The organism is Moraxella lacunata, from assembly GCF_002027545.1.
GTDB lineage: Bacteria > Pseudomonadota > Gammaproteobacteria > Pseudomonadales > Moraxellaceae > Moraxella > Moraxella lacunata.
The window spans coordinates 57,117-80,756 of record NZ_MXAN01000019.1; the positions used below are offsets into that span (position 1 = coordinate 57,117).

Sequence of the window (23,640 nt, forward strand, 5' to 3'; positions counted from 1 at the left end):
TGATTATTTATAAATTATTTTCTTAACCCATACTGATACGGCACGCCCAACTCACGCAAAGTTGAACCTTCATAATCAGCATGATAAATCCCACGCTCCTGCAAAATCGGTACGACTTTTTCCACAAAATCTTGCACGCCTTTTTGGCTGTCGGGGGCGAGCGAAAAGCCGTCTGTTGCCCCTGCTTTGAACCAGTTTTCCATAAAGTCCGCCACATCGGTTGCCGTGCCGACCACCACAGGGTGGTAGTTAATCACGCCATTGGCAAGGGCTTCTTTGGGCGACATACCTTGTTTGATGAGTTCTACCGCTCGTGGCGAGCGTGGGTCGTGTGGGTGCGGTGTCGCCTGATTTTGCAAATGTTTTGGCAAAGGCTCATTCAAATTAAGCCCATGCAAATTCACGCCAATCATCGCCGACAAATAGCGAATTTGCCCATAAAATTCCTCATCACTCATAAAATCAATGAGCTTCATTCTGCGAGCCAACGCTTCTTCATACGTGTCGCCAATCGTGAACATAAATCCGCTAAACATATTGATGTCGTCAGCGTTTCTGCCGTGCTGTATGGCACTTTGTTTGAGTACATTGCGGTAGGCTCGTGCTTCGTCAATCGTAAACGGATTGGCATACACGCCACTGGCAAAACGCCCAGCCAGCTCCACCCCCTCTGGACTTGGGCCTGCCTGAAAAATCGGCGGTTGCCCCTGTGGTGTGGCAGGAATGGGCAATGCCCCTTTGACTTGGTAATGCTTGCCTTGGTAATGGGCAGGCTTGATTTGGCTCATGTCGGCAAACACGCCTGTGGCTTTGTCAGTGATGTAGGCATTTTCGCCAAACCCGCCCCACAAGGTTTGCACCGCTTCCACCATTTCGTGTGCCATTTCGTAGCGTGTGGTCGTATCAGGCAGGGGCTTGTCGCCAAAATTGTAGGCGGTCTCTCGTGTGCCTGTGGTAACCGCATTCCAGCCGACACGCCCTTGGCTTAATGTGTCCAGCGTTTTTAATTGACGAGCCAAATTGTAGGGCAGGTTGTAAGTGGTGGAAAAAGTCGCCACCATGCCGATTTTTTGTGTGGCGTAGGCAACGGCAGAGAGCATAACCATGGGTTCAAGCGGAAAGGCAGGCGAACGGGTGGAAATGTCCGTGCCACCGCCCCCCCCACCAAAAGACGGGGTATCAGCGATAAAGAGCGTGTGGATTTTGCCTTTTTCGGCCGTTTTTGCCATTTGGGCATAAAAATCAATGTCGGTATAGGCACGCTCGTTGCTGTCGGCAAGTCGCCACGACTGGAACTCACCGCCATAACCTGAAACCAGTTGTAGGGCAAGTTTCATTTGTTTATTGGCATTGTCAAGATAATCAGCCATGTTATTTCTCTCTTATGGTTAGGGTATGGGGATATTATAGGTTTTTATTTTTAAAATTTGAATGGCGAAAAATGGGAAGTTGGTTTTCGTTTTTGGAAAGATAAATTTTTCAGGCTGCCTGAACACACAAACATCATTTCAATACATATTGAAATGAAAAGCACGCCCTGCTATACTAACCGCCTATGAATATGAACACCGAACACGCCAGCAAACTGTTTGAAAGTCTTGCTTCGCCCACACGCCTTGCCATTTTCCAAGCCCTGACCGCCGAAGGGGGGCGTGGTATGGTGGCGGGCGATTTGGCAAAACAGCTCAATCTTGCCCCCAATAATCTGTCGTTTCACTTAAAAACTTTGGCAAACGCCAACCTTGTTTACAGTGAACAGCAGGGAAAATTTGTCCGTTATTTCGCCAATTTAGCGATGATGAACGGCTTGATTGAATTTTTATTGCATCGCTGTTGTGAAAACGCAAGCGGTGGCGATTGCGAAAAATTTTGCCAATCGTGTTAGCAAATTTTTTTGCCCATTCATTTCAATAACTCTTGAAATAAGGAACATACTATGCATCCAATCAGCATTTATCACAATCCCAAATGCGGTACTTCTCGCAACACGCTGGCTTTGATTCGCCATTTGGGCATTGAGCCGACCATTATTCATTATCTGGACACCCCGCCCGATGAACGCACATTACGCCAACTGATTGAACAAATGAACATCACGCCCAGAGAGCTTTTACGAAGCAATGTGCCTGAATATCAACAATTTCATTTGGACAACGAGGTGAGCGATAACGACATCATTAAGGCAATGCTGACCGCCCCCATTTTAATCAACCGCCCGATTGTCATCACCGAAAAAGGCGTGCGTTTGTGCCGTCCAAGCGAAGTGTTTTTGAGCATTTCACCTGTGGCATTGCACAGTGATTTTGTCAAAGAAGATGGCGAAATCATCCGCGTACAAGGGGCATAAAATGGGCATTTTTGAACGGTTTTTGAGTGTGTGGGTGGGTTTGGCGATTTTGCTTGGCGTGGGGCTGGGTATTTGGTTTACGCCTTATTTTCAATGGATTGCCACAATGCAGGTGGCTCAAATCAATTTGCCGATTGCGGTGCTGATTTGGCTGATGATTTATCCGATGATGATACAAATTGACTGGCTTGCCATTAAAAATATCCGCCACAATCCCAAAGGGCTGTGGCTGACTTTAACGGTGAATTGGTTGATTAAGCCTTTTACGATGGCACTTGTGGGCTGGTTGTTTTTTAAGGTGTTTTTTGCTGGCTGGGTAGATGAACAATCGGCAAGCGAGTACATTGCAGGTATGATTTTGCTTGGGGTTGCACCTTGTACGGCAATGGTTTTTGTTTGGTCTCAACTGGTCAAAGGCGACCCCAATTACACGCTGGTGCAAGTGTCTTTAAATGATGTGATTATGATTTTTGCCTTTGCCCCGATTGCAGGGCTACTTTTGGGTATGAACGACATCACAATCCCGTGGGACACGCTGTTTTTTAGCGTGTTGCTGTATTTGGTGTTGCCTTTGCTGGTTGGGCTTGCCACTCGCAAATCTTTGCAAGATGAACACAAAATTCGCCAATTCAGCCAGCGTTTTAAGCCTTTGTCTATCTTGGGATTGTTATTGACGGTGGTGCTGTTGTTTGCGTTTCAGGCACAAACCATTGTGGATAAGCCGATGATTATCCTGCTGATTGCCATTCCTTTATTGGTGCAGACTTACGGCATTTTTGCCTTGAGTGCGATTTGGGCAAAATGGCTTAAATTACCCCACGCCATTTCCGCCCCTGCTTGCTTAATCGGCACAAGCAATTTTTTTGAATTGGCGGTGGCGGTGGCGATTGCTTTATTTGGTTTAAATTCAGGGGCGGCATTGGCAACGGTGGTGGGCGTGTTGGTTGAAGTGCCTGTGATGTTGTCGCTGGTGTGGTGGATAAACCGAAAATCGCTGGAAAATAAAGGGGTGTAGGGTTTCAGGTTGCCTGAAAAATCCAATGCCGTCTTAAAATCACAAACCTTTAAGACGGCATAAAAAACACCGCTTTATCAAAAGCGGTGCTTTTGCCTTATTGCCCCTACTGTTTTAGCCAATCTTCCATCAGCTTAATTTCAGGCTCTTGGGCATTGATGATTTGCTTTGCCAAATCTTGCATTGCTTTATCTTTGCCGTATTCTAATTGCACTTTTGCCATATTGACCGCTCCCTTGTGGTGGGGAATCATCGCTTTGGCAAAGGCGACATCAGGGTCGGTCTCATAAATTGCCGTCATCATTTCGCCGTGTGAATTGTCCAAGGCATAGGCTTTGGCGTGTGGGGCGTTGGCGTTTTGGGTGGTCGTGTCTTTGCCATTCAGCCAGCCATTCATCAAGTCAATTTCGGCTTGTTGTCCATCAATAATCGCTTGGGCAAGCTTTCGCATTGTTTCGTCTTTGCCAAATTCAAGCTGTACTTTTGCCATCTCAACTGCTCCGATATGGTGCGGAATCATACCTTTGGCAAAAGCGGTATCAGCATCGGCAAGATTGCCCGCTTTGCTCATCTCATCGCCCATCTTGTTCATCATTGCAAGATAGGCTTGGGTATGGGGCGGAGCATTTTGAGTGTCCATCGCCATAGCAGAGTGGTTCATATTGGCGTGGTTCATCTCTGCGTGCCCGTTTTGGTTATTTGGGCTGTCGTGGGTGGTTTGGGTGTGGTTATTGTCACCTACCATCGAGTGCGTCGGCACTTCGTTTTTGCCGTCGGTACAAGCGGTTAAAGTCGCCAAAACAACAGTGGCAGCGACAAGATGTACGGCACGGTTTTTGATGAATGTCATTGGATTCTCCTTGTCAAAATGGGCATTGATAACATTGGGCAAATGACAGATTCGCCCAATGTCCATTTCACTATTTGGTTTTACGATTCACACGCACAGCCGTTGCAAGTGCAGTCATCACAAATGCAGGGCTCGCCATTTTGGCAGTTGCATTTTGGATTGCAATTTTGCCCTGTGCAAGATTGGCAACCGCAGTGGGCGTTTGGGTTTTTGATGATGTCGTTCATAACAATTCTCCAAATTAAAGGTTGATTATCAAAACAAAAACCGTTTTTAAACCACTAAAAACATTGCTTTTTTGTTTTAATGAGCGTATTATAAAGTCTAACCTTATGTTAGGGTCAAGGGTTATTTTTACTTGATAACATTTTTTTTACACACCACTCAATAAGGAGCAACAATGAACATCGGACAAGCGTCTAAATCTACCCAACTTTCCGTCAAACAAATCCGTGATTATGAAAAAGCAGACTTATTAATTAACCCATCACGCAGTGAAGCAGGTTATCGGATTTATAACTCCAATGACATCGCTCGGCTAAAATTCATCGCCAAAGCCCGCAGCGTCGGTTTTTCGCTTGCACAGATTGGCGAGCTTTTGGCACTGCAAGACAATCCACACCGCACAAGTGCTCAGGTCAAAACGCTCACCGCCAGTCATATTGATTTTTTATCCAATAAAATCAAAGAATTAAAATCAATGCAACACACCCTGCAAGCGTGGAGCGATGCCTGCGGGGGCGATGACAATCCCGACTGCCCCATCTTAAAAGGCTTGAGCGATTTTTAACCACTATCAAAGCAGATGAATGCCATAGCTTGATAACAGCCGTGCATAACCATAAAAAACTTATTTCAAATTCGCCTGATAAAACTCGGTTAATTTATCAACCACTTGGCTGACACAATTATCTTGGTCGTATAAATCCATATGCCCAGCCCCTTTATCCAACAGCACATCGCCTTTGGCGTGGGTGCGTGTCAGGGCGATGACGGTTGCCCCTTGCATTTTGGCGATTTGGATTGCCGCCAAGCCGACCGAACTGGTTGCACCGCCCAGCACCACGACATCGCCTTTTTGCAGTTTGCCAAATTCCAACAGTCCGCCATAAGCGGTAACAAACGCCATCCAACTGGCGGACGCTTGCTCCATTGTCAGCGTGTCGGGGTGCTTGACCACGGCGTGTTTGGGCATATTGACCAGCTCGCCATAAGTGCCGTATTCGGTAAACATAAAGGACGGAATGACGCTGACCTTATCGCCAATGGCAAATTCGCTCACGCCATTGCCAATCGCTGTTACCACGCCTGCCCCTTCGTAGCCCAAATCGCAGGGAACACAGGGTCAATCACATACGCCCCTTCACGGTACATCATCTCGGCACGGTACATCATCTCGGCACGGTTTAAACCAATGGCGTGGATTTGGATTTGTACTTCATCGGCTTTGGGGGCGGGGATTTGTACGTCAACGATTTGCAGGACATCAGGCGAACCTGTTTTGGTAAATTGAATTTGTTTGCTCATTTTTTTCTCTTTAAGTAAATATTAAATCTCTTTCCAAACTAAAAATAAACCCTTATAAGTATTGGGGTTGAAGTTTTTAAAAATCCATAAAAATCAGGGTTTGGAAAGAAGTCTATTGATTTAATCGTGGAAAAACACGGTTTCGCCTTGTGGGGCTCTGGGCTGACGAATGTCATTGGCTGGCGATTGGCTATCAGGTTTACCAAAAGACACGCCCACCATCAACTGATAATCATCAGATACGCCAAACTCTTCTCGTACCACATCAGGATACATCGCCAACAATAGCTGTGGCACGCTACCAAAACCACGAGCAGTCAAAGACAACATAAAGGTTTGTACAATCATACCCACATCCATTGCCGAAAACACATTGTCGCCAATTTTGGGCATAAAGAAAAAAGCACAATGCGGTGCACCATAAAAACGCACATTCTCTTCGGCAAAATTTTTACGACCTTCTTTATCGGCACGAGAGATATTAAAAGCATCGTACAGGCGTTTGTAGGCATCACGCATACGCTCTTCATACACGCCGACAAAATTGGCTTGGTCATAACCAAAATCAGGGTTTGGCGTGCCATTTCTAAACCGCTCAACCAATTTATCGGACAAACGAGCCAATGCATCACCCGACACAATATGAATTTGCCAAGGCTGGGCATTGACCGCAGACGGGGAACGCAAGGTATCATCAAGTACCGCACCAATGTCGGCTTTGGATAAAGTTTCGGGCAAAAACTCACGAATGGATTGGCGAGTTTGAACGGCGGTTGAAAAATCAAGCATAAATTACTCCAAATAAATGATTTTGTTTAGGACGTGTTAAATTTACATCTTATTTTATAAAATGTTATCAATGTTCAATACGTCCAAAGATAATGCCTATTTTAAAACAATATTAAATTTGTTAAAATAACATAAACAACAAAACTCTTTTGCTAAATTAGCATAAATAGTTTTGATAAGACAAAAAACACCGCTTTTATTTAAAAAACGGTGTTTTTTATTAAATCTCTTTCCAAACTAAAAATAAACCCTTGTAAGTATTGGGGTTGAAGTTTTTAAAAATCTACAAAAATCAGGGTTTGGAAAGAAGTCTATTATGTAAAATTAGTATTCAAGTGGTGTGTATTCAACAGGTACCCAAGAATAGCCCTTTTTCTCTTGGCGAATATGCCCAAGTCCTGGGAATGGCAAGTGAGCCCCTGCAATCCAAGTTTTGTTTTTGGCAAGTTTTGGAAACATCGCCAATCGGCTGGCACGAGCTGATTTTGCATTCACATCAAACTCGGCTGCCACACTTGGTTCAGGCAGTTGCAAGGCGTGGTTGTGCAACAAATCGCCCCACACAAACAATTTTTCGCCTTTTGATGAGACTTCCACACTGCTATGACCTGGGGTATGCCCTGTGGTTGGCACGGATTTGAAATTTGGGATAATTTCATCGCCCAAATTATAATATTTCACACGCCCTGCCGCCACATAAGGAGCAACCGCATCTCGTGTCCATTGGGCATATTTTTGGGTATGCTCTGGCATTTGGCTGATAGGCGTGTCTAACCAAAAGGCTTTTTCTTGATTGGCAATATAAACGGTTGCATTTGGAAATTCCATTTTGCCATTGCGAGTTACGCCACTAAAATGGTCAAAATGCAAATGCATTGGAATAATGGTATCCACCTGTTCAGGGCGATAGCCTGATTTAATCAAACTTTCGGCTAATTTACCCACTTTATCATCAAACACATCACCAGAACCTGCGTCAAGTAGCACCAAATTTTTGCCTGTGTTAATCAAATACCCCGTAACAGCCGTTTGTGCGCCACCATCTGGAAGCATTGGACGAAATTGCCCTGAAATCAACTCATCTAATTGTTTTTTGGTTAATTTGGTAAACTGTTGATAAACAGGTGTACCAATGGACAAATAACCGTCATACAAAGCGGTAACTTCATAATCGCCAAGCATCATACGATAGTAGCCGTCCACTTGGGTGCGTTTTTGTGCTACGGCATTTTCTGTGGGTTGATAAACTGCGTGTGAATGCGAATGCGTACCGTGAGCCATTGCCACCGAGCTAAAAAGCGAGCCTGCAAGCAATAACGCCGTGCTGATTTTGGATAATGTTTTCATAAAAAACCTTATAAAATAATGAATAATAGATAAAGCAAAATGCTCTATCCTGTGAAGTGAGCATATTGTAATGGCTTTTTAAATTTGTTAAAATAGCACCAATCAAAAAACACTTTTGCAAAATAAGCATAAATGAACCCCAAAAACACCACCTTTTACGCCCTAGAAATTTTTTTAGCCGTTGCCAAAGAAAAAAACTTTTCCGAAGTTGCTCGCCGTTATGATGTGGCAAGCTCAGTCATCTCTCGGCAAATCAAACAGTTAGAAAACGATTTTGGGCAAACGCTGTTTTATCGCAATACCCGCTCCATGACGCTTACCCAAGCTGGCGAGCGGTTTTGTGGCTACGCCCAAACCATACTGCACCAATTTGACCGTCTGCACCATGATATGTACCAAACCGACAGTGAGCCAACAGGCATTGTCCGCATTAACGCCCCTGTGTTTTTTGGGCAAAAACACCTAACGCTCCATTTGCCAGAGCTACAAACTCGCTACCCCAAACTCAATATTCATCTAACCCAAACCGATGATTTTATTGACCCATACAGCCAAACGGCGGATTTGATTGTGCGTGTGGCAAGCCTTGCCGACAGCAATTTAAAGATGAAAATCATCGCTCGCCAGCGACATTTTCTTTTGGCATCGCCCAACTTTTTGGATAAATTTGGCACACCTAAAAGCACGGACGATTTGCCCCATTATCAAGGCTTGTTTTATCGTGGACAGCTTGGGGTTTTGCATTGGCGGTTTGGCAAGGCAGGGCAAATCATTGATGGACAGCCTTATTTTGTTAGCAACAACGCCACGAGTTTGATAGAAATGGCGGTCAATGGCTTGGGGATTGTGATGATGCCCGATTGGGCAGTGGCGGACGAAATCCGCTCGGGCAAACTTATTCCCATTTTGGCGGATACACCCATTTCCAGCGATTTGCAAGACATCTACATCGCCCTACTCACGCCACAAAGTACCTACCGCCCACACAATGTACAGGCAGTTATGGATTTTTTAGTAGAAAAATGGAATCAGGGGGAAGATTGGCGGGTTTAATTTTTATAGCAAAAAACACCGCCTATCCCACGATAAACGGTGTTTTTTTAAACTAAACTTTCAAAATCTGACATTGTCAATATCATGCAATTTATTTTTGGGAAAGTGGTTTTTGGATTTGGAAGGATAATTTTAGGAAATTAAAAAAGAAAAAACACCACCCATTTGGACGGTGTTTATCATTTATTTCCCCATTTTTCGCCCAAAAGGCATATCCGATTCAATCACTTTAAATAAACTCGGATAAAACACCACGCCTTCCACTTGGTTGTCAGGCAGGGCTTCACGCATTTTGGCGGTGGCGTTTTTAAAATCATCGGCACTACGCCAGCGAGCGACATTTACCAGATGAAATTTGCCATTGGGGTCAAGGTTTTGGTGCAACTGCGTGCTGATGTAGCCGTCTTGGGTTTGCAAGAAATCACGGGCTTTTTGCCACGATTGCAAGGCTTCGGCTTCTTTGCCTTTTGGCACTTCAAAGGCGTTAATCAGCACCACGCTGTTTTGCCATTCGGCTCGTTTGCCTTGCCAATGCTCCGCTTTATTTGCCATACCGCAAGCACTCAAAACGCTTGTCATCACCAAGGCGGTTGCCAATAATTTGATTGATTTCATGGATATACTCCTATTAACTTATGCGGTTTCAATTTTTTACCCTTAGCACGGCAAACCGCTACCATACTAGGTATTACCACCAAACATTAAACTTCCTGCAAAACTAGGTTTTCCGTTCGCCCTGAGCTTGTCGAAGGGTAGCGGAAAACCGTTATGGGCAGGCATGGCTCGCCACGAACGGTTTTCTTCAATTGGAGTTTTGCAGGAAGTCTATTACCAAATTTAAGGATTGGTTAATTTATGGTATTTCTCATCTAAAATCATTTGCTTTTTCTGATGCCAAAGCCGTCTTTCATTGACAAAAACATCAGCCGTAAATTAACCGTCCCTGCCAACAATTCCACGCCTTGCACCGCATAAAAAACGGTGTCAAATTCGCCAGCGCTCGCCTTGTGGCACAGATAAAACGCACAGGGCAACAAAATCAACAGCCCATTGACGGCAATCATCGGCATGCGTTTTTTCTTGGCAAGGATTTTGGGGTGTTTGGACTTTGCCCCCATTTTCATACCGCTCACCCCAGTCATTGCCATTGCCAACATCAGTAAAAACACGCCATAAGCAATCGCATTTTTGACCCAAATCACCGCTTCTTCTGACAAAAAAATCTCGCTGATTAAAGTGCTTGTCCAAAAAGTGCCAATCAATAACGTGGCGATTATCGCCGTGAATTTGTGTAGGGTGCGAAGGGTGTCTCGTGTCATCTTGGTCTCCAAAAAATATAGCAAGCTATCAAATTAAAAATAGTATAGCACGCTATGTATTTATATAGCAAGCTATTTTTATGCTATAATGACAAAAAATTTATGACTAGGGCGTGCCTGCCTTTTGTATTTGCAATGAAAAATGAGAAAAATCGCCCGTTTTTCAAGGAAAAGTCCGCAGTTGATATTGAAATATCAACAAGGATTTTGACGATGAAAAACAAGATTTAGCCATTTTTCATGCAAAAACGGTTGATTTACTTATAAAAATCTTTAAATCACAAATAGTGTTATAAAGGGCAGGCACGCCCTAATTGTTTTTAAAGGAAATTTTTATGCAAAGAACCGCATCCGCAGGCTACCTGATGAACCACATTGCCCGCCAATTCGCCATTTTGTTAAACGAAGGGTTAAGTCCCTTGGGGGTGTCGCCCGCCCAATTCCCCATTTTGCTGACCCTGTGGGAAAAAGACGGATTGAGCCAAAACGAGCTGGTAGAAATTGCCGATTTAAAGCAAGCGACCATTGCCAACACGCTTGCCCGCATGGAAAGAGACGGCTTGATTGTGCGAGAACCGCACCCAACAGACGCACGCATTCGCCTGATTATGCTGACCGACCACGCCAAAGCCCTGCAAGAGCAAGCGACCGCCATTGCCCAAAAAATCAACCAAACCGCCCTGTCGGTGCTGACGGACGATGAGCAAGTGGCGTTTATCCAAATGATGAATAAAGTTGTGGCACAGCAGAAAATGATGATAGAGAATAAGGTGGGTTGAAAATATTTTGAACTTAATTTCAGGCAGCCTGAAAACAAAAAACACCGCTTTCACGGTGTTTTCATCATCAACGCTTTATCATCACGTCTTGCCAATTTGGATTGCGTTCTAATTCAGCGAGTATTTTGCCCGCCTGTTCATCACGCTTTAAATGATACATAAACCAAGCGGTCATATAGCCGTCTGCACGAAACAGCATATCGCCGTGGTCGGTGTTTTTTCTGCGAGCGAAAACCGCCCATTGACCATTTTGGATTTTGTGGTGATTTTCTTGTAGCGACGACAAAGGGGCAATACCGCTATCAGGTTTGCCATTGCCACCGTCAATCTTGCCCGTACCCGATACGGCAAAATACGGCGTGCGAATTTGGCGAATGTCATAATCCCATTTCAAGCCATTTGCCAATGCCAATTTTGGGGTACTGGCAGTATAAACCGCTTTAAACTGGTGCGAATTGGCAAAACGGGTTGCCCCATTGATTGCCCCCACACCGCCTTGCGAATGTCCGCTAATGCCTGCATTGCGGGTATTTAATTTGTTGTAAAATATGGAATTTTTATCCGAATTAAGTTTGTCAAGCAAAGCCAGAGACTGTGATGACGAATCGCCACGAAAGCTTTCTTTATCGTCATTGCCAATCACGACAAAACCCCAACTTGCCAAATGTTCAAACACGAGTTCGTATTTGTAATACGCAGTGCCTGTGCCATTGGCAAACACCACCACAGGCAATTTGCTCATGCTGGCGATGTTGGCAGGATACCAAATTTTGTATTCTTGATAGCGATTTTGACCACTCGGCACAATTTGCGATGACACGGCAAATTGTCCCATTTTTGTGTACTGGGCTTCAATCGGCATTAAGCCTTGAATTTGCTCGGTGTAATTGGCAGGGACGGCAGGTTTTTGGTCTAATTTATCCAGAGTATAGCAGGCACTTATAGCCAACGTACCCAATAAAACACTGGTTAATAATACATTGATTTTCATAAAATTATCTCTTAAATAAAACCTTATTTTATAAAAACCTTTTTATAAAATCCAACCCAAATCCAAAACTGCGACAAAAAAGCGAATTTGTTGCAGTTTTTAAAATGATTTTAATTTTGTTAAAATAATCAAAAATTGGTAGTAGTCTAAAAAGTATGCCAAACTAGGTTTTCCGTTCGCCCTGAGCCTGCCTGCGGGTAGGAAAACCGTTAGGTTGCCCAAGCTCACCACGAACGGTTTTCCTTGTAGCATACTTTTTGAACCAGAGCCCAAAAATTTAAGAGTTAATAATGAAACATACCTTAAATACCCATATCAAACACTATATCGCCCAAGCCCTGATTTTATTGCTCAAACAAAAACCATTTGATGAAATTAAAATCAATGAAATTTGCCAAAAAGCAGGGGTAAACCGCTCGTCTTTTTACCGCAACTTTGCCAATAAAGAACAGGCGATTGTGTTTTATTTACAGCTTAATATGTTGCCTGCGTTTTTGGCTCGTCAGCCTTTTACTCGTACAAAAGATATTTTTGTGGCGATATTTCACAGCGTCAATGATATGGGCGATGTCGTGGATTTGTTGTATGTCAATGATTTATCGCATATTTTTTTGAAATACATTAAAGATTGTTGCGGGGCAAAACCTGTTTTTGATGACGATGAAGCCTATCGCACCAGTCTGATTATGGGACTGGTATTTGGCTCGCTTGATGAATGGATACGGCGTGGGCGTGTGCAAACGCCTGATGATATGGCAGATAAAATCGGCAAACATTTGGCAAGGATTGGAGAAAATTGGGACGCATTGCCCGATGAAAGCTAGATTTGCCCACTCATCACCCGCTCCAACTCCCCCACAAAGGCTTGCATCTTGCCTGCCAGCTTGTCCGCTCGTCTCGCCCCAAACGCCATAACCGCACGGCTTTCCATGTCGTCAAGTTCATTGATGATTGGCATGGCAAACGCACACCCATGCTCGGTCAGCTCCATGAGCTTTTCTCGTCCGTCTGCGGTGCTATCAAACGCCAACAGTCCGTCCTTATGGAGCTTTTGGCAGGTGGCAGAGACAGTTTGTTTGGGCAGTGTCCACGTTTGCCAAATCTCTTTTTGCGTGCAAACGCCTTGTTTGACAAGGGTATGTAGCACGGCGAGCGTGGCATAATTTATCCCCTTGCTCTTCGCCCACGTCTCGTACAACCCATACAGATGACTGGCGGTTTGCCCAAAATGGTCAAATGAATTCATGCGATTTTCCCGACAAATTTTAGGCGGATATTGTCATAAATCCAATTAAAAATCAAGGCATACACCATGACCGACAGCGTAATGCCCAAATCCGCCAAAAATGCCTGCCACAGGGTCAGCTTTAACAAATACGCCATGACAGGAATGGTAAAAATAAGCAAACCCGTCTCAAAGGCAACGGTATGAAACACACGCACACGCACGCCCCGAGTCTCACGGGGTGCGGTAAAGACCTTGTCAAAACCATAATTAAACACAAAATTCCACACCGTCGCCAAAAACGAAATGGCAAATCCCACGCCAAAAGCGAGCCCCACTTCGGTGTCCGAAAACAGCAAAATGAGCGACATACCCAGCACAATCGCCCCAATCTCAAACAAAATGGCATGGATAAAGCGTTCTTTTAGGGTCATGGCGGTGGGGTTGGTTTGGCTCATGGCTTACCCTGTCAATGAATAAATAGTCTAAATTGGGACTATTATAGTCTTATTATGGACTATTTGCAAGGGGAAAAATGACTATTTATTTTGGGTAAAAATGGTATAATGGCGTTTTATTTTTTTTAAAAAGGCTTTTTATGGAAACAGTCGCCCTATTAGGTATCACCATAACCGCCCTAACTCTAACCGCTTGCACCACAACCAACCCTGCTCCGAGCCACAAAGTTGGCGTGGCAAATCCTGCATCCGAATTTTGTGTCAAACAAGGTGGAAAATCTGAGATTCGCAAAAGTGCAGACGGCTCAGAATATGGCGTGTGCCATTTGCCAAATGGTCAAGTGGTAGAAGAGTGGGAATTTTTCCGTCAACATCAAGAGTGATTTTTGTGATAAAAATGCCGTCCAACTGGGCGGTGTTTTTTATGAAATAAATTACCCAACAATCATTACCTGCCACTTTTTTAATGGTCATAAACCTGCTATCATACCCCAAAAAACGGGAATAGACCATGACAGACGTTGCTTTTATTGATTTGGAAATTGATGGCAAAAATCGCATTGTGGATATTGGGGCGATTTATGATAAGGATGATTTTCATCAAAACCGCCCAAGTGAGCTGATACAGCTTATCAAGCCTGCCAAATACTTGTGCGGACACAACTTTTTGGCACATGATTTTGAGTATCTAAAAAGCGATTTGACCGCCATTGGCAAAACGGACAAACACATCATTGATACGTTGTTATTATCACCCCTGTTGTTCCCTGCTCGCCCTTATCACGCATTGGATAAAGACTACAAAGCCCAGTTTGAAGACTCCAACAATCCCCTAAATGACTGCAAAATCACCCAAGAGCTTTTGGATGAGTTAGCCCATGCTTTTGGTAAATTGCCCATTGACGTGGGGCGTATTTTTTATCGGCTTTTACACCGACAAGCAGGGTTTGGGGCGTTTTTTGAATGGATGAAATTTGAAGACATTCACGAAGAGTTATCCACGCTTATCAGCACGACTTTTGGGGCAAAAATTTGTCAAAATACCCCACTAGACACGCTCATCAGTCAGCACCCTGTGGAGCTGGCATATGCTCTATCACTCATTTATGCCCAAAGTCGCTACTCTATCACACCTGTGTGGCTACAACACCAATACCCCAAGATTGAGATGATTTTGATTGAGTTGTGTGCCACGCCTTGCCAAGGCTGTGCCTATTGCCAACATGAGCTGGACGCAGTCAAGGGCTTAAATCGCTACTTTGATTATCCAACCTTTCGCAGTTATGACGGCAAGCCCTTACAGCAACAGACTGCTGAATGTGCCATTGCAGGCGGGTCGCTGTTGGCGGTATTCCCCACAGGCGGTGGCAAGTCGGTAACGTTTCAAGTGCCTGCACTCATCGCAGGCGAACGAGCCAAAGCCCTGACGGTGGTCATCTCGCCCTTGCAATCGCTTATGAAAGACCAAGTGGATAATTTGGAACAAAAAGGCATTAGCGAAGCGGTAACGATTAACGGCTTGCTAAATCCCATTGAACGCCAAAAAGCGGTGGAACGTGTCCAAGACGGCTCGGCAAACCTGCTCTACATCTCGCCTGAGAGCTTGCGTTCACGTACCATAGAAAAGTTGTTGCTCGGCAGAAACATCGCCCGGTTTGTCATTGATGAAGCCCACTGTTTTTCGGCATGGGGGCAGGATTTTCGGGTGGATTATTTGTATATTGGCGAATTTATCCGAACGCTGTGGCACAAAAAACAGCTAGATACACCAATCCCTGTCTCATGCTTTACCGCCACCGCCAAAATCCAAGTCATCGAAGATATTTGTGCTTATTTTAAAAAAGAGCTCGGGCTCACACTCACACGCTTTATCGCCCCCGTCGCTCGCAAAAATCTGCATTATCAAGTCATCGCCAAACCAAACGAAGATGAAAAATACCAAGCCTTACGCAGTTTGATTGAAACGCACAACTGCCCCACGATTGTCTATGTCTCTCGCACCAAACGCACCGTTTCTTTGAGCGAACATCTGCAAAAAGACGGTTTTTCTGCTTTGGCTTATCATGGCAAAATGAATGCCGATGACAAAATCCACAATCAAAACGCCTTTAAAGCGGACAAAGCTCAAATCATGGTCGCCACGTCCGCCTTTGGCATGGGCGTGGATAAGCCCAATGTGGGGCTTGTGGTGCATTATGACATCTCGGATTCTTTGGAAAATTATGTTCAAGAAGCAGGACGGGCGGGGCGTGATGAGAAGATTTTGGCGGATTGTTATGTATTGTTTAACGCATCGGACGATTTGGATAAGCACTTTACCTTACTAAACCAAACCAAAATCTCGGTCAATGAAATCAAGCAAATTTGGCGTGCAATAAAAGATATGTGCGGTACACGCCCACAAATTTGTGAATCTGCCTTACAAATTGCCAGACAAGCAGGTTGGAATGATTTGCACCCTGACGACATAGAAACCCGTGTCAAAACCGCCATTTCGGCATTAGAAGATGCAGGTTACATCAAACGTGGGCAAAATATGCCCCGTGTGTTTGCCACGAGCATTCTTAGCAAAAACGCCATGGAAGCGATAGACAAAATCAATGCGTCCACGCTCATTCACCCTGATGAAAAAATGCACGCCGTGCGGATTGTCAAAAAGCTGTTTTCGCACAAACGCCAACAAATGACCGATGAAGACGGCGAATCTCGGGTGGATTATTTGGCGGATGTATTGGGATTAGAAACAGAGAGAGTGGTGCGGATTATCACATGGCTAAGGCAAGAGGGTATCCTAGCCGACCAGCAGGATTTGCAAGCCTTTATTGGCAAAAATACCCGTACAGGCGACAACATCGCCAAACTAAACCGCTTTATCAATACTGAAAAAGCCATGCTTGACGCATTTGGCGAGCATGAGCCGAACTGGTCGTTTAAAGAATTTACCCAAAACGTTCAGCAACATCTGACGGATGCCACGCCCAAAAACATCAAAACGCTCATCAATTTTTGGAAAATCAAAAACTGGCTTGGGCGTGATGATGACAGTCATGGCGACATGGGGCTTGCATTAAAGCACGACATAGACACGCTCAAAGAGCTACTGACACGCAAGGCAGAATTGGCGGATTTTGTGGTGCGGTATGTATCGGATTTGGCAAAAAATTCAGGCAAAGCATCTCATGGCGACTGGCTAGAAGTGCATTTTTCGGTGGGCGAATTAAAAAACGCCTTTGATGGTGGATTGTTCGGCTCGGTCAGTCTTGATGACATCGAAGACGTGCTGTTTTATTTGGTAAAAATGGACGTGTTAAAAATTGAAGGCGGGTTTTTGGTGTTACATCAACGCCTTTTCATCTCTCGCCTAGAAAAAGACGGACGTAAACAGTACACGCTGGACGATTATAAAAAACTTGCCAATTATTATGACACTCGCAAAGAGCAGATTCACATCGTGGGCAAATACGCCAATCTCATGCTTGCCGATGAAAAGGGGGCAATGGGCTTTGTGAATGATTATTTTGGACTGGATTATCAAGAATTTTTACAAAAATATTTTGATAAAGATGAAAGGTCTGCCCTAAAACGCAACATCACCGCCAGTCGTTTTGAGAAATGGTTTGGCAATCTGTCGCCACAGCAGTTGCAAATTATCCAAGATGACAAAAGCCGTGCCATTGTGGTGTTCGCCTCCCCTGGTAGTGGTAAAACACGGGTGCTGGTGCATAAACTTGCATCTTTGTATCAACTAGAAGATGTCAAGCATGAAGGACTTCTAATGCTGACTTTTTCTCGTTCGGCGGTGCATGAGTTTAAAGCACGGCTGTTTGAAATCATGGGCAATTCGGCAAGTTATATAGAAATCAAAACCTTTCATGCGTACTGTTTTGACTTGCTTGGGCGTGTGGGCGACTTACAAAACGCTCAAAATGTCGTGCGTGATGCGACCGTTAAGATTAAAAATGGCGAAGTTGAACCCAATCGCATTGCCAAAACGGTACTGGTCATTGACGAAGCTCAGGACATGAATGAAGAGCAATTTGAACTGGTGCGGACGCTCATGACCCAAAACGAAGACATGAGAGTGATTGCGGTGGGCGATGACGACCAAACGATTTATGAGTTTTCGGGGGCAAGCCCTAAATACATGCACCGCTTTTTGCGTGATTTTGGGGCGACATCGTATGATTTGGTGGATAATTATCGCAGTGCGGTTCGTGTTGTGGAGTTTTGTAATGGTTTTGCCAAGCACATCACAGAACGCCTAAAAACCCAAGAAGTCAAAGCAGTCAGCACCGATGTGGGGCGTGTGTCGGTGGTGGATTTTACAGGCGATGTGTCAGCATACCTAATCGCACAAGTGCGTGAAGCCTATGGCAGCAAGCGGTCGGTGGCGGTACTTACCCAAACCAACGAAGAAGCGATTTGGCTGGCAGGACAGCTTGGGCAGGCGGACATTCCCAACAAACTTATACAAAGCAACCAAGGTTTTGCGGTGCGTGATTTGTTAGAAGTGCGTGTGTTTGAGCATTATTTGGCACTCACGCCTGAGCAGGTTTTGATAGATGATGACGTGTGGCAAACCGCCAAACAGCAAGCGGACGAATACCTTGCAACCAGTCGCCATTTGCCATTACTGCACAACATTATCCGTTCGTTTGAGACCGCCCAACCCGAACGCAAATACGTCTCTGACTGGCGTATGTTTATCCATGAGTCGCATTTGGAAGATTTTTATCGTACTGAAAATGGCGTGGTGATGCTTTCAACCATTCATAAAGCCAAAGGGCGTGAATTTGACCATGTGTTTGTATTGATTGATAAAAATGCCAGAAATAATGAGCTGGATGACACCAAAAAACGAGAATTCTATGTGGCGTTTTCTCGTGCCAAGTCCGATCTTGTGGTACTCTCCAATCAACAAAAACTGCTTGAACTACTGCCCAAGCACAATGTCCATTGGCAAAGCTATCAAGGCAATAGTTCCAATAAGCGAGAGCTTGCCTTATATCTTAATCATAAAGATGTGTATTTGGATAAGTTTTATGAATACGCAACGCATATTCGCCCTTTGCGAGCAGGAATGGCGTTACGAGTGTTTGAGTGGGGCTGTCGTGATGAGTATGGTAATGCCGTACTGGTTTTTTCTAGATTATTTAAAGAGCGATTGCAAGGGTATCTGCGAAAAGGTTATCAGATGACTGGGGCGAGCGTAAATTTTGTGGTGGTTTGGCAAAAGGCAGATAGCGATAATGAGACTAGGATTGTGTTGCCGATTGTGCATCTAAGACGCTAAAATAATCCTATACAATCCCCCAAATTTGCTTTACAATTTTATCATCAAATCAACAACGCCTACGCCCATGACCGACCTACTTTTATACACCTTTATTTATCTCTCCTTTGCCGTGCTTGCCGTTATGATAAGCCAAAGAGCAGGCTTGGGGTCGGTTTTGGGCTATCTTTTGGCGGGGATTGCCATAGGGCCTGTGCTTGGCTTTGTCGGCAAAGAGACCGAGAGTATTCAGCACGTTGCCGAATTTGGCGTGGTGATGATGTTGTTCATTGTCGGCTTAGAGCTTGCCCCAAAAATGCTGTGGCAGATGCGTCATAAGCTCATCGGGCTTGGCGGATTGCAAGTATCTCTTAGTCTGTTTGGGATTACGGTCGTTGCCATGCTCTTTGGTTTGCCGTGGCAAATTGGCGTGGCGTTAGGCTGTATCTTGTCCTTATCATCCACCGCCATTGTCCTGCAAACCTTTGCCGAAAAAAAGCTCATGAACACCCAAGGTGGTCAATCAGGCTTTGCTGTGCTACTGTTTCAAGATGTCGCCGCCATTCCCATGCTTACCCTGTTGCCCCTGCTTGGCGTGGCGAGCGTGCAAAGTGAGCAGACCGACCTGCTGTCTGGCATGGACGGCTGGGTGATTGCCCTTGTGGGTGTGGGGGCGGTGGCTCTTATCGTCATGCTCATGCGGTATGCCGTGCCGTTTTCTTTGCAGATGATTAGCCGTTATCGCATTCATGAGATGTTTTTGGTATTTACACTCACGGTGGTGGTGGGCATTGCCACGCTGATGTCGCTTGTGGGCTTGTCGCCTGCGTTGGGGGCGTTTATTGCAGGGGTCGCCCTTGCCAATAGTCCTTATCGTCATGAAATGGAAAGCCAGCTTGACCCCTTTAAAAGCCTGTTTTTGGGACTGTTTTTTATCACAGTGGGGGCGAGTATGAATTTTGCCCTATTAAAGTCCAATCTTGGCGAGATTATCGCCATAACGCTTGGGGTCATGGCTCTAAAAGGGGCGGTGCTGTACGGGCTTGGGCGACTGTTTAAATTAAACCCCTTATCCAACAAACTTTTTGCCCTGTCATTGGCAGGGGCAGGGGAATTTGGCTTTGTACTCATCTCCATTGCCAATCATAGCCGAGTTTTGCCAAAAGAATTAAGCGATAAAATCCTACTGGTGGTCGCCTTATCCATGATTTTAACGCCACTTTGCTTTGTCATTTATGAAAAAATCTTTGCCAAAAAAGCCCTAAAAGACGAGAAGCCCGTCCGAGCCAATGACGACATCGCCCACACGGGGGAAGTGGTGATTTTGGGGCATGGTCGCTTTGGGCAACAGGTCAATAGCCTGCTTATGGCGTGTGGGTTTAATACCACGGTGATTGACAATCATGTGGAGATGATTGAAGGGCTTGCCAAGTTTGGCATACAGACCTATTATGGCGATGCCACACGCCCTGAGATGCTAAAAAGTATCGGACTAAAAAACGCCAAAATGCTTGTTATCTGCCTTGCCAATGAACAAGCGTCTACTGATATTATTCATTTTGTCCGCCGTCATTATCCGCATTTGACGATTTTGGCCCGGGCGTATGACGCTCGCCATACCTTTGATTTGCACCACGCTGGGGCGAATTATATCATCAGAGAGACAGCCGATTCTGCCATTCGTAGCGGTCGCATTGTGCTAGAACAGCTTGGTCTGCCCCGTGATAAAGCCCGTGAGCTATCTAAGTTTTATGAAGCCCGTGAACGTCATCATCTGGGGCGTGCGTCCTATCTGTATGACCCTGCCGTGTCGGTCTATGATAATGATGAAATGATGAATCTTATCAAGGACTTACGAGAAGAAACGCACGAGATGATGAGTGCGATACGCCGTGGCGAGAGCGTGGACTGGCAAGAAGACCCTGAATGTTGGACAAGGACGAAGAAGGGGATTAGTTAAGGGCGGATTTTATCGCCCTTGCAATCTCATAAGCCAAATTGACAGGCACGGCATTACCTATCATTTTGTAGCCGTCATTGACATTTTGATAAATAAATTTAAAATCATCGCCAAACCCTTGTACTCGTGCCACTTCTCGCACACTCATGCGTCTGTACAAATACTCTTGACCGCCCACAAAACGAAATTCATCGCTTGCCACTTTGACCATTTTTGGGGCTTGGGGGTGTAGCTGGCATTGTCGCCCAGATGCTTGGACGGTAAATCCCTGCTCATTCCATGCCTTGACACGGTTTCGGCTCATAAAAATGGGGGAAAAACTGCCCACAAAATACTCGTTATTATTAACAGCCTTGGGATTGGTTTGGTTTTTATCCAGTGCAGGTACGGCGGTGTCTTGTAAATCAAAAATCACGTCTTTTAGGGTAAGTTTTTTATCATCATCTACCGTTGAACCTATCGGAAATTTAAAATCTATCGCCAAATCCTTACGAAACCCGATATAAAAAATCCGCTTTCGCTCTTGGGCAACACCATAATCCTTGGCATTGACCATGGTCAAATCCACGTCATAGCCACATTCATCAAAGAGTTTTAGAATGTTTTGCACCGCTTCATTATGGCGATTGGCAAGCATACCACTCACATTTTCCGCCAAAAAAAACTTAGGCTTTTTATCTTTTAAAATGCGAATATAATCAAAAAACAACTGCCCACGAGCATCATCAATTCCCCGCAAACTGCCCGCTTCTGACCATGATTGGCAGGGTGGTCCGCCGATGATACCGTCAATATCATCGGGAAAATCGCTCTCTTTAATGTTTCTAATATCGCCCTCTATTAGGTGTGTGTCAGGGTGGTTGGTCTTAAAAGTCGCCCAAATGGCTTTATCATACTCATTGGCAACAGGTATCTTAAACCCTGCTTTTTTAAAGCCCAAATCAAGCCCGCCACAGCCACTAAATAAACTGATGATTTTCATAAGATATAGATAAATTATTTTTTAAAACGGATGAGTTTTGCTTGTCTTAACTGAGCGGGATTATTGGGATTTTTGATAAGCACATCCACAATCTCAAATCCGTCAATCTGGCCGATAAGCGACTCAATTAACGCCACATTGTCAAAACTTTGATATTTTTGTTGGTTGATGAGACACATAAAATTAAACTCGCTATTATCGTCCCTTTGATAGACATAGTCAAACACTTTAAAGGGGCTGGCGATAGACCACATGCCACGCACTCGCAAATCAGTAATGCCAAGCGGGTCTATCCTTTTGACTTTGGCAAGCTCATTTGTGGGTGTAAATTCTATATTAGGAATACTCTTAACGCCAAGCGATATGGCATCTCGCACCCGTTCATAAACGGATTGGTCAGCACAATAATCATCGCCATAGACCATACACAGACTTTGCAAGCGGTTGTTTGGGGCAACACCAATCACATAAATAATGTCCTTTTCCTGCCAATCTGGCTCGCACGTTTTGCACGCTTGGGTGATTAGGGGAGAGCTGGCGTGCAGTTTATTTTTGGGGTATGAACTGTTTAGTGCCAACGTAGCGTTTTTGCCGATGACTTTCTTGACTTCTATGGCATCGCCGTGCTTTAAAATCATGTCGGGCGGATTATTTTGATTACCAAGATAGCTAAATGTTTGGCTAAGTTTGATTAAGCGGTCGTTTTCATCGGTACTGTCTAGCGTATCGGCAAAAACGTCTTTTATCCACTCTTCTAACGCCCCGCCCATTTGGTTGGCACGATTTAGTCCGTGGCTTTGGCGGTGTAACTCACCCCCAAATGACGTAACAATGCGATAAATGGCGTTAATGATATTCACAGGCTCTCCCCTAATGCTTGTACCCACCCCACAACACGCTCCACCTGCTCATCATAATCACTCATTCTATGGTCGCCCCCGTCTTGGGCGACAACGTCCACCTCACAACTTTCAAAAAATGCTTTGGTGGCGTGAGCGTCTAATAGCTCATCGCCCATTTTTAATAACACTTTGATTTTGTGGGGATTTTTGGCGGTCAAACGGTGCTTTTCAAACCACGCCAAATCGCCATAGCAAATCTGCCAGCCCCCTGTCGTGGTGTAGATGACAGTATCGTCCGTGAGCGTTTGCCCGTCAAAATTATCTGTTAAAAATCGGGTAAAACTCAAATCAGGGCGTATGCTTGGATTTAACAGCACCGCAGGCGTGCCTGTCATGTCGGACAAGAGTGTGGCAAAATATCCACCCAACGATGAGCCAACAAGCACGGCATCGGGATTGTCTTGTATCAATGCCAAAATTTTGGTAACCACCTCATCAGGCGGACAGTTCAAATCAGGGCGTAGCGTATCTATGCCAAACTTTTTGGCGTGGTCGGCAGTAATGACGGCTTTATTGGCGTTGGGGTCGGAGTCGAGTCCGTGCAGGTAAATGATGGTCATGGTCGTTTTATGGATTGTCAAATGGGGGTTATAATGAGTATCGCAAAATGGTACGACAGGCGAATATATGATAAATAAATCAAACGCCATTGTATCAATTTTTATCAATTTTCGCTATAATTAACGCCTTTTACGCCTGACATTTGCCCTTTTTTATTAGCCACACTCGCCTGCCATGCAAAACGAACTTTTTATGATAGACAACCCCTGCATTGGCGTGTGTGCCATGAATAAAAAGGGCTACTGTGAACCGCACCCCAAAAG

At 44.8% G+C, this 23,640-nt stretch carries 25 protein-coding genes; 10 read left to right on the forward strand and 15 right to left on the reverse strand.

The features are described from left to right. Positions 1–14: 14 nt before the first annotated feature. Complete coding sequence (locus B5J94_RS03950) at positions 15–1,370, reverse strand: NtaA/DmoA family FMN-dependent monooxygenase (RefSeq protein ID WP_062499840.1); 1,356 nt, start codon at positions 1,368–1,370, stop codon at positions 15–17. Positions 1,371–1,561: 191 nt separating this feature from the next. On the opposite strand from B5J94_RS03950, the gene B5J94_RS03955 reads away from it, so the two are divergent. Genes B5J94_RS03955 through arsB form a run of 3 tightly spaced genes read left to right on the forward strand, consistent with a single transcriptional unit; the run spans position 1,562 to position 3,362 of the window. After that, positions 1,562–1,885, forward strand: coding sequence for an ArsR/SmtB family transcription factor (locus B5J94_RS03955; RefSeq protein WP_034293588.1), 324 nt, complete (start codon positions 1,562–1,564; stop codon positions 1,883–1,885). 51 nt (positions 1,886–1,936) lie between these two features. Beyond that, entirely contained in the window at positions 1,937–2,347 is a 411-nt protein-coding gene (arsC, locus tag B5J94_RS03960; protein ID WP_062499838.1) for an arsenate reductase (glutaredoxin), read from the forward strand. A 1-nt stretch (position 2,348) separates the two neighbouring features. Beyond that, positions 2,349–3,362, forward strand: a complete 1,014-nt coding sequence (gene arsB / locus B5J94_RS03965; RefSeq protein WP_062499836.1) for an ACR3 family arsenite efflux transporter — start codon at positions 2,349–2,351, stop codon at positions 3,360–3,362. A gap of 106 nt (positions 3,363–3,468) precedes the next feature. Here the strand turns inward: arsB and copM are convergent, their stop codons facing one another. After that, the gene (gene copM, locus B5J94_RS03970) at positions 3,469–4,212 is read right to left on the reverse strand and encodes a CopM family metallochaperone (RefSeq protein WP_062499834.1); all 744 of its coding nucleotides are present in this window, start codon (positions 4,210–4,212) and stop codon (positions 3,469–3,471) included. Between the two features lie 80 nt (positions 4,213–4,292). Then, positions 4,293–4,439, reverse strand: a complete 147-nt coding sequence (locus B5J94_RS14325) for a hypothetical protein (protein ID WP_167346553.1) — start codon at positions 4,437–4,439, stop codon at positions 4,293–4,295. Between the two features lie 173 nt (positions 4,440–4,612). Here B5J94_RS14325 and cueR point away from each other — a divergent pair, with 173 nt between their 5' ends. Then, the gene (gene cueR, locus B5J94_RS03975) at positions 4,613–5,002 is read left to right on the forward strand and encodes a Cu(I)-responsive transcriptional regulator (RefSeq protein WP_062499830.1); all 390 of its coding nucleotides are present in this window, start codon (positions 4,613–4,615) and stop codon (positions 5,000–5,002) included. Between the two features lie 60 nt (positions 5,003–5,062). Here cueR and B5J94_RS14705 read toward each other — a convergent pair whose 3' ends face one another. The 4 genes from B5J94_RS14705 to B5J94_RS03995 all read right to left on the reverse strand — a co-directional run bounded on the left by B5J94_RS14705 (position 5,063) and on the right by B5J94_RS03995 (position 7,875). Further along, entirely contained in the window at positions 5,063–5,518 is a 456-nt protein-coding gene (locus tag B5J94_RS14705; protein ID WP_228144517.1) for an MDR/zinc-dependent alcohol dehydrogenase-like family protein, read from the reverse strand. Continuing rightward, entirely contained in the window at positions 5,512–5,739 is a 228-nt protein-coding gene (locus tag B5J94_RS14460; protein ID WP_079363945.1) for a hypothetical protein, read from the reverse strand. The genes B5J94_RS14705 and B5J94_RS14460 overlap by 7 nt, the downstream gene beginning before the upstream one ends. A 120-nt stretch (positions 5,740–5,859) precedes the next feature. Continuing rightward, positions 5,860–6,528, reverse strand: coding sequence for a nitroreductase (locus B5J94_RS03990; RefSeq protein ID WP_065255968.1), 669 nt, complete (start codon positions 6,526–6,528; stop codon positions 5,860–5,862). A 324-nt stretch (positions 6,529–6,852) separates the two neighbouring features. Then, positions 6,853–7,875 carry an MBL fold metallo-hydrolase gene (locus B5J94_RS03995; RefSeq protein WP_062501494.1) on the reverse strand — a complete coding sequence of 341 codons (1,023 nt, stop codon included), beginning with the start codon at positions 7,873–7,875 and terminating at the stop codon, positions 6,853–6,855. A 132-nt stretch (positions 7,876–8,007) separates the two neighbouring features. Here B5J94_RS03995 and B5J94_RS04000 point away from each other — a divergent pair, with 132 nt between their 5' ends. Then, the gene (locus tag B5J94_RS04000; protein WP_062501492.1) at positions 8,008–8,928 is read left to right on the forward strand and encodes a LysR family transcriptional regulator; all 921 of its coding nucleotides are present in this window, start codon (positions 8,008–8,010) and stop codon (positions 8,926–8,928) included. Between the two features lie 183 nt (positions 8,929–9,111). Here the strand turns inward: B5J94_RS04000 and B5J94_RS04005 are convergent, their stop codons facing one another. Together B5J94_RS04005 and B5J94_RS04010 are read right to left on the reverse strand one after the other, a co-directional pair. Then, positions 9,112–9,543: an antibiotic biosynthesis monooxygenase family protein gene (locus B5J94_RS04005; RefSeq protein WP_174519816.1), complete on the reverse strand. Its 432-nt coding sequence runs from the start codon at positions 9,541–9,543 to the stop codon at positions 9,112–9,114. Positions 9,544–9,803: 260 nt separating this feature from the next. Next, complete coding sequence (locus B5J94_RS04010) at positions 9,804–10,247, reverse strand: hypothetical protein (protein ID WP_062501773.1); 444 nt, start codon at positions 10,245–10,247, stop codon at positions 9,804–9,806. A gap of 335 nt (positions 10,248–10,582) precedes the next feature. Between B5J94_RS04010 and B5J94_RS04015 the strand changes: the two genes are divergently transcribed. Continuing rightward, positions 10,583–11,026: a MarR family winged helix-turn-helix transcriptional regulator gene (locus B5J94_RS04015; protein WP_211271048.1), complete on the forward strand. Its 444-nt coding sequence runs from the start codon at positions 10,583–10,585 to the stop codon at positions 11,024–11,026. A gap of 67 nt (positions 11,027–11,093) precedes the next feature. Here B5J94_RS04015 and B5J94_RS04020 read toward each other — a convergent pair whose 3' ends face one another. After that, the gene (locus tag B5J94_RS04020; protein ID WP_062501648.1) at positions 11,094–12,017 is read right to left on the reverse strand and encodes a poly(ethylene terephthalate) hydrolase family protein; all 924 of its coding nucleotides are present in this window, start codon (positions 12,015–12,017) and stop codon (positions 11,094–11,096) included. Positions 12,018–12,307: 290 nt separating this feature from the next. Between B5J94_RS04020 and B5J94_RS04025 the strand changes: the two genes are divergently transcribed. Next, a complete protein-coding gene (locus tag B5J94_RS04025; RefSeq protein WP_062499391.1) occupies positions 12,308–12,841 on the forward strand; it encodes a TetR/AcrR family transcriptional regulator in 534 nt (177 codons plus the stop codon). Here the strand turns inward: B5J94_RS04025 and B5J94_RS04030 are convergent. Further along, positions 12,838–13,263, reverse strand: coding sequence for a MarR family winged helix-turn-helix transcriptional regulator (locus B5J94_RS04030; protein WP_062499389.1), 426 nt, complete (start codon positions 13,261–13,263; stop codon positions 12,838–12,840). The two genes, B5J94_RS04025 and B5J94_RS04030, sit on opposite strands and share 4 nt — an antisense overlap. Continuing rightward, positions 13,260–13,700, reverse strand: a complete 441-nt coding sequence (locus B5J94_RS04035) for a PACE efflux transporter (protein ID WP_211271049.1) — start codon at positions 13,698–13,700, stop codon at positions 13,260–13,262. Before B5J94_RS04035 ends, B5J94_RS04030 begins: the two co-directional genes overlap by 4 nt. Positions 13,701–13,840: 140 nt before the next feature. On the opposite strand from B5J94_RS04035, the gene B5J94_RS04040 reads away from it, so the two are divergent. From B5J94_RS04040 to B5J94_RS04050, 3 genes are all read left to right on the forward strand, one after another. Continuing rightward, positions 13,841–14,083 (forward strand): putative hemolysin, encoded by a 243-nt coding sequence (locus B5J94_RS04040; RefSeq protein WP_062499387.1) that lies wholly within the window; start codon positions 13,841–13,843, stop codon positions 14,081–14,083. Positions 14,084–14,211: 128 nt separating this feature from the next. Continuing rightward, entirely contained in the window at positions 14,212–18,993 is a 4,782-nt protein-coding gene (locus B5J94_RS04045; RefSeq protein ID WP_062499385.1) for a RecQ family ATP-dependent DNA helicase, read from the forward strand. 67 nt (positions 18,994–19,060) lie between these two features. Beyond that, positions 19,061–20,932 (forward strand): cation:proton antiporter domain-containing protein, encoded by a 1,872-nt coding sequence (locus B5J94_RS04050; RefSeq protein ID WP_062499383.1) that lies wholly within the window; start codon positions 19,061–19,063, stop codon positions 20,930–20,932. Here the strand turns inward: B5J94_RS04050 and B5J94_RS04055 are convergent. From B5J94_RS04055 to B5J94_RS04065, 3 genes are read right to left on the reverse strand one after another with little or no spacing between them, the layout of a single operon-like run. After that, positions 20,925–21,914: a DNA cytosine methyltransferase gene (locus B5J94_RS04055; RefSeq protein WP_062499381.1), complete on the reverse strand. Its 990-nt coding sequence runs from the start codon at positions 21,912–21,914 to the stop codon at positions 20,925–20,927. The genes B5J94_RS04050 and B5J94_RS04055 overlap by 8 nt on opposite strands. A 14-nt stretch (positions 21,915–21,928) precedes the next feature. Further along, positions 21,929–22,774 carry an NgoPII family restriction endonuclease gene (locus B5J94_RS04060; RefSeq protein ID WP_062499379.1) on the reverse strand — a complete coding sequence of 282 codons (846 nt, stop codon included), beginning with the start codon at positions 22,772–22,774 and terminating at the stop codon, positions 21,929–21,931. After that, positions 22,771–23,376 (reverse strand): YqiA/YcfP family alpha/beta fold hydrolase, encoded by a 606-nt coding sequence (locus B5J94_RS04065; RefSeq protein WP_062499393.1) that lies wholly within the window; start codon positions 23,374–23,376, stop codon positions 22,771–22,773. The genes B5J94_RS04060 and B5J94_RS04065 overlap by 4 nt, the downstream gene beginning before the upstream one ends. Between the last annotated feature and the right edge of the window lie 264 nt (positions 23,377–23,640).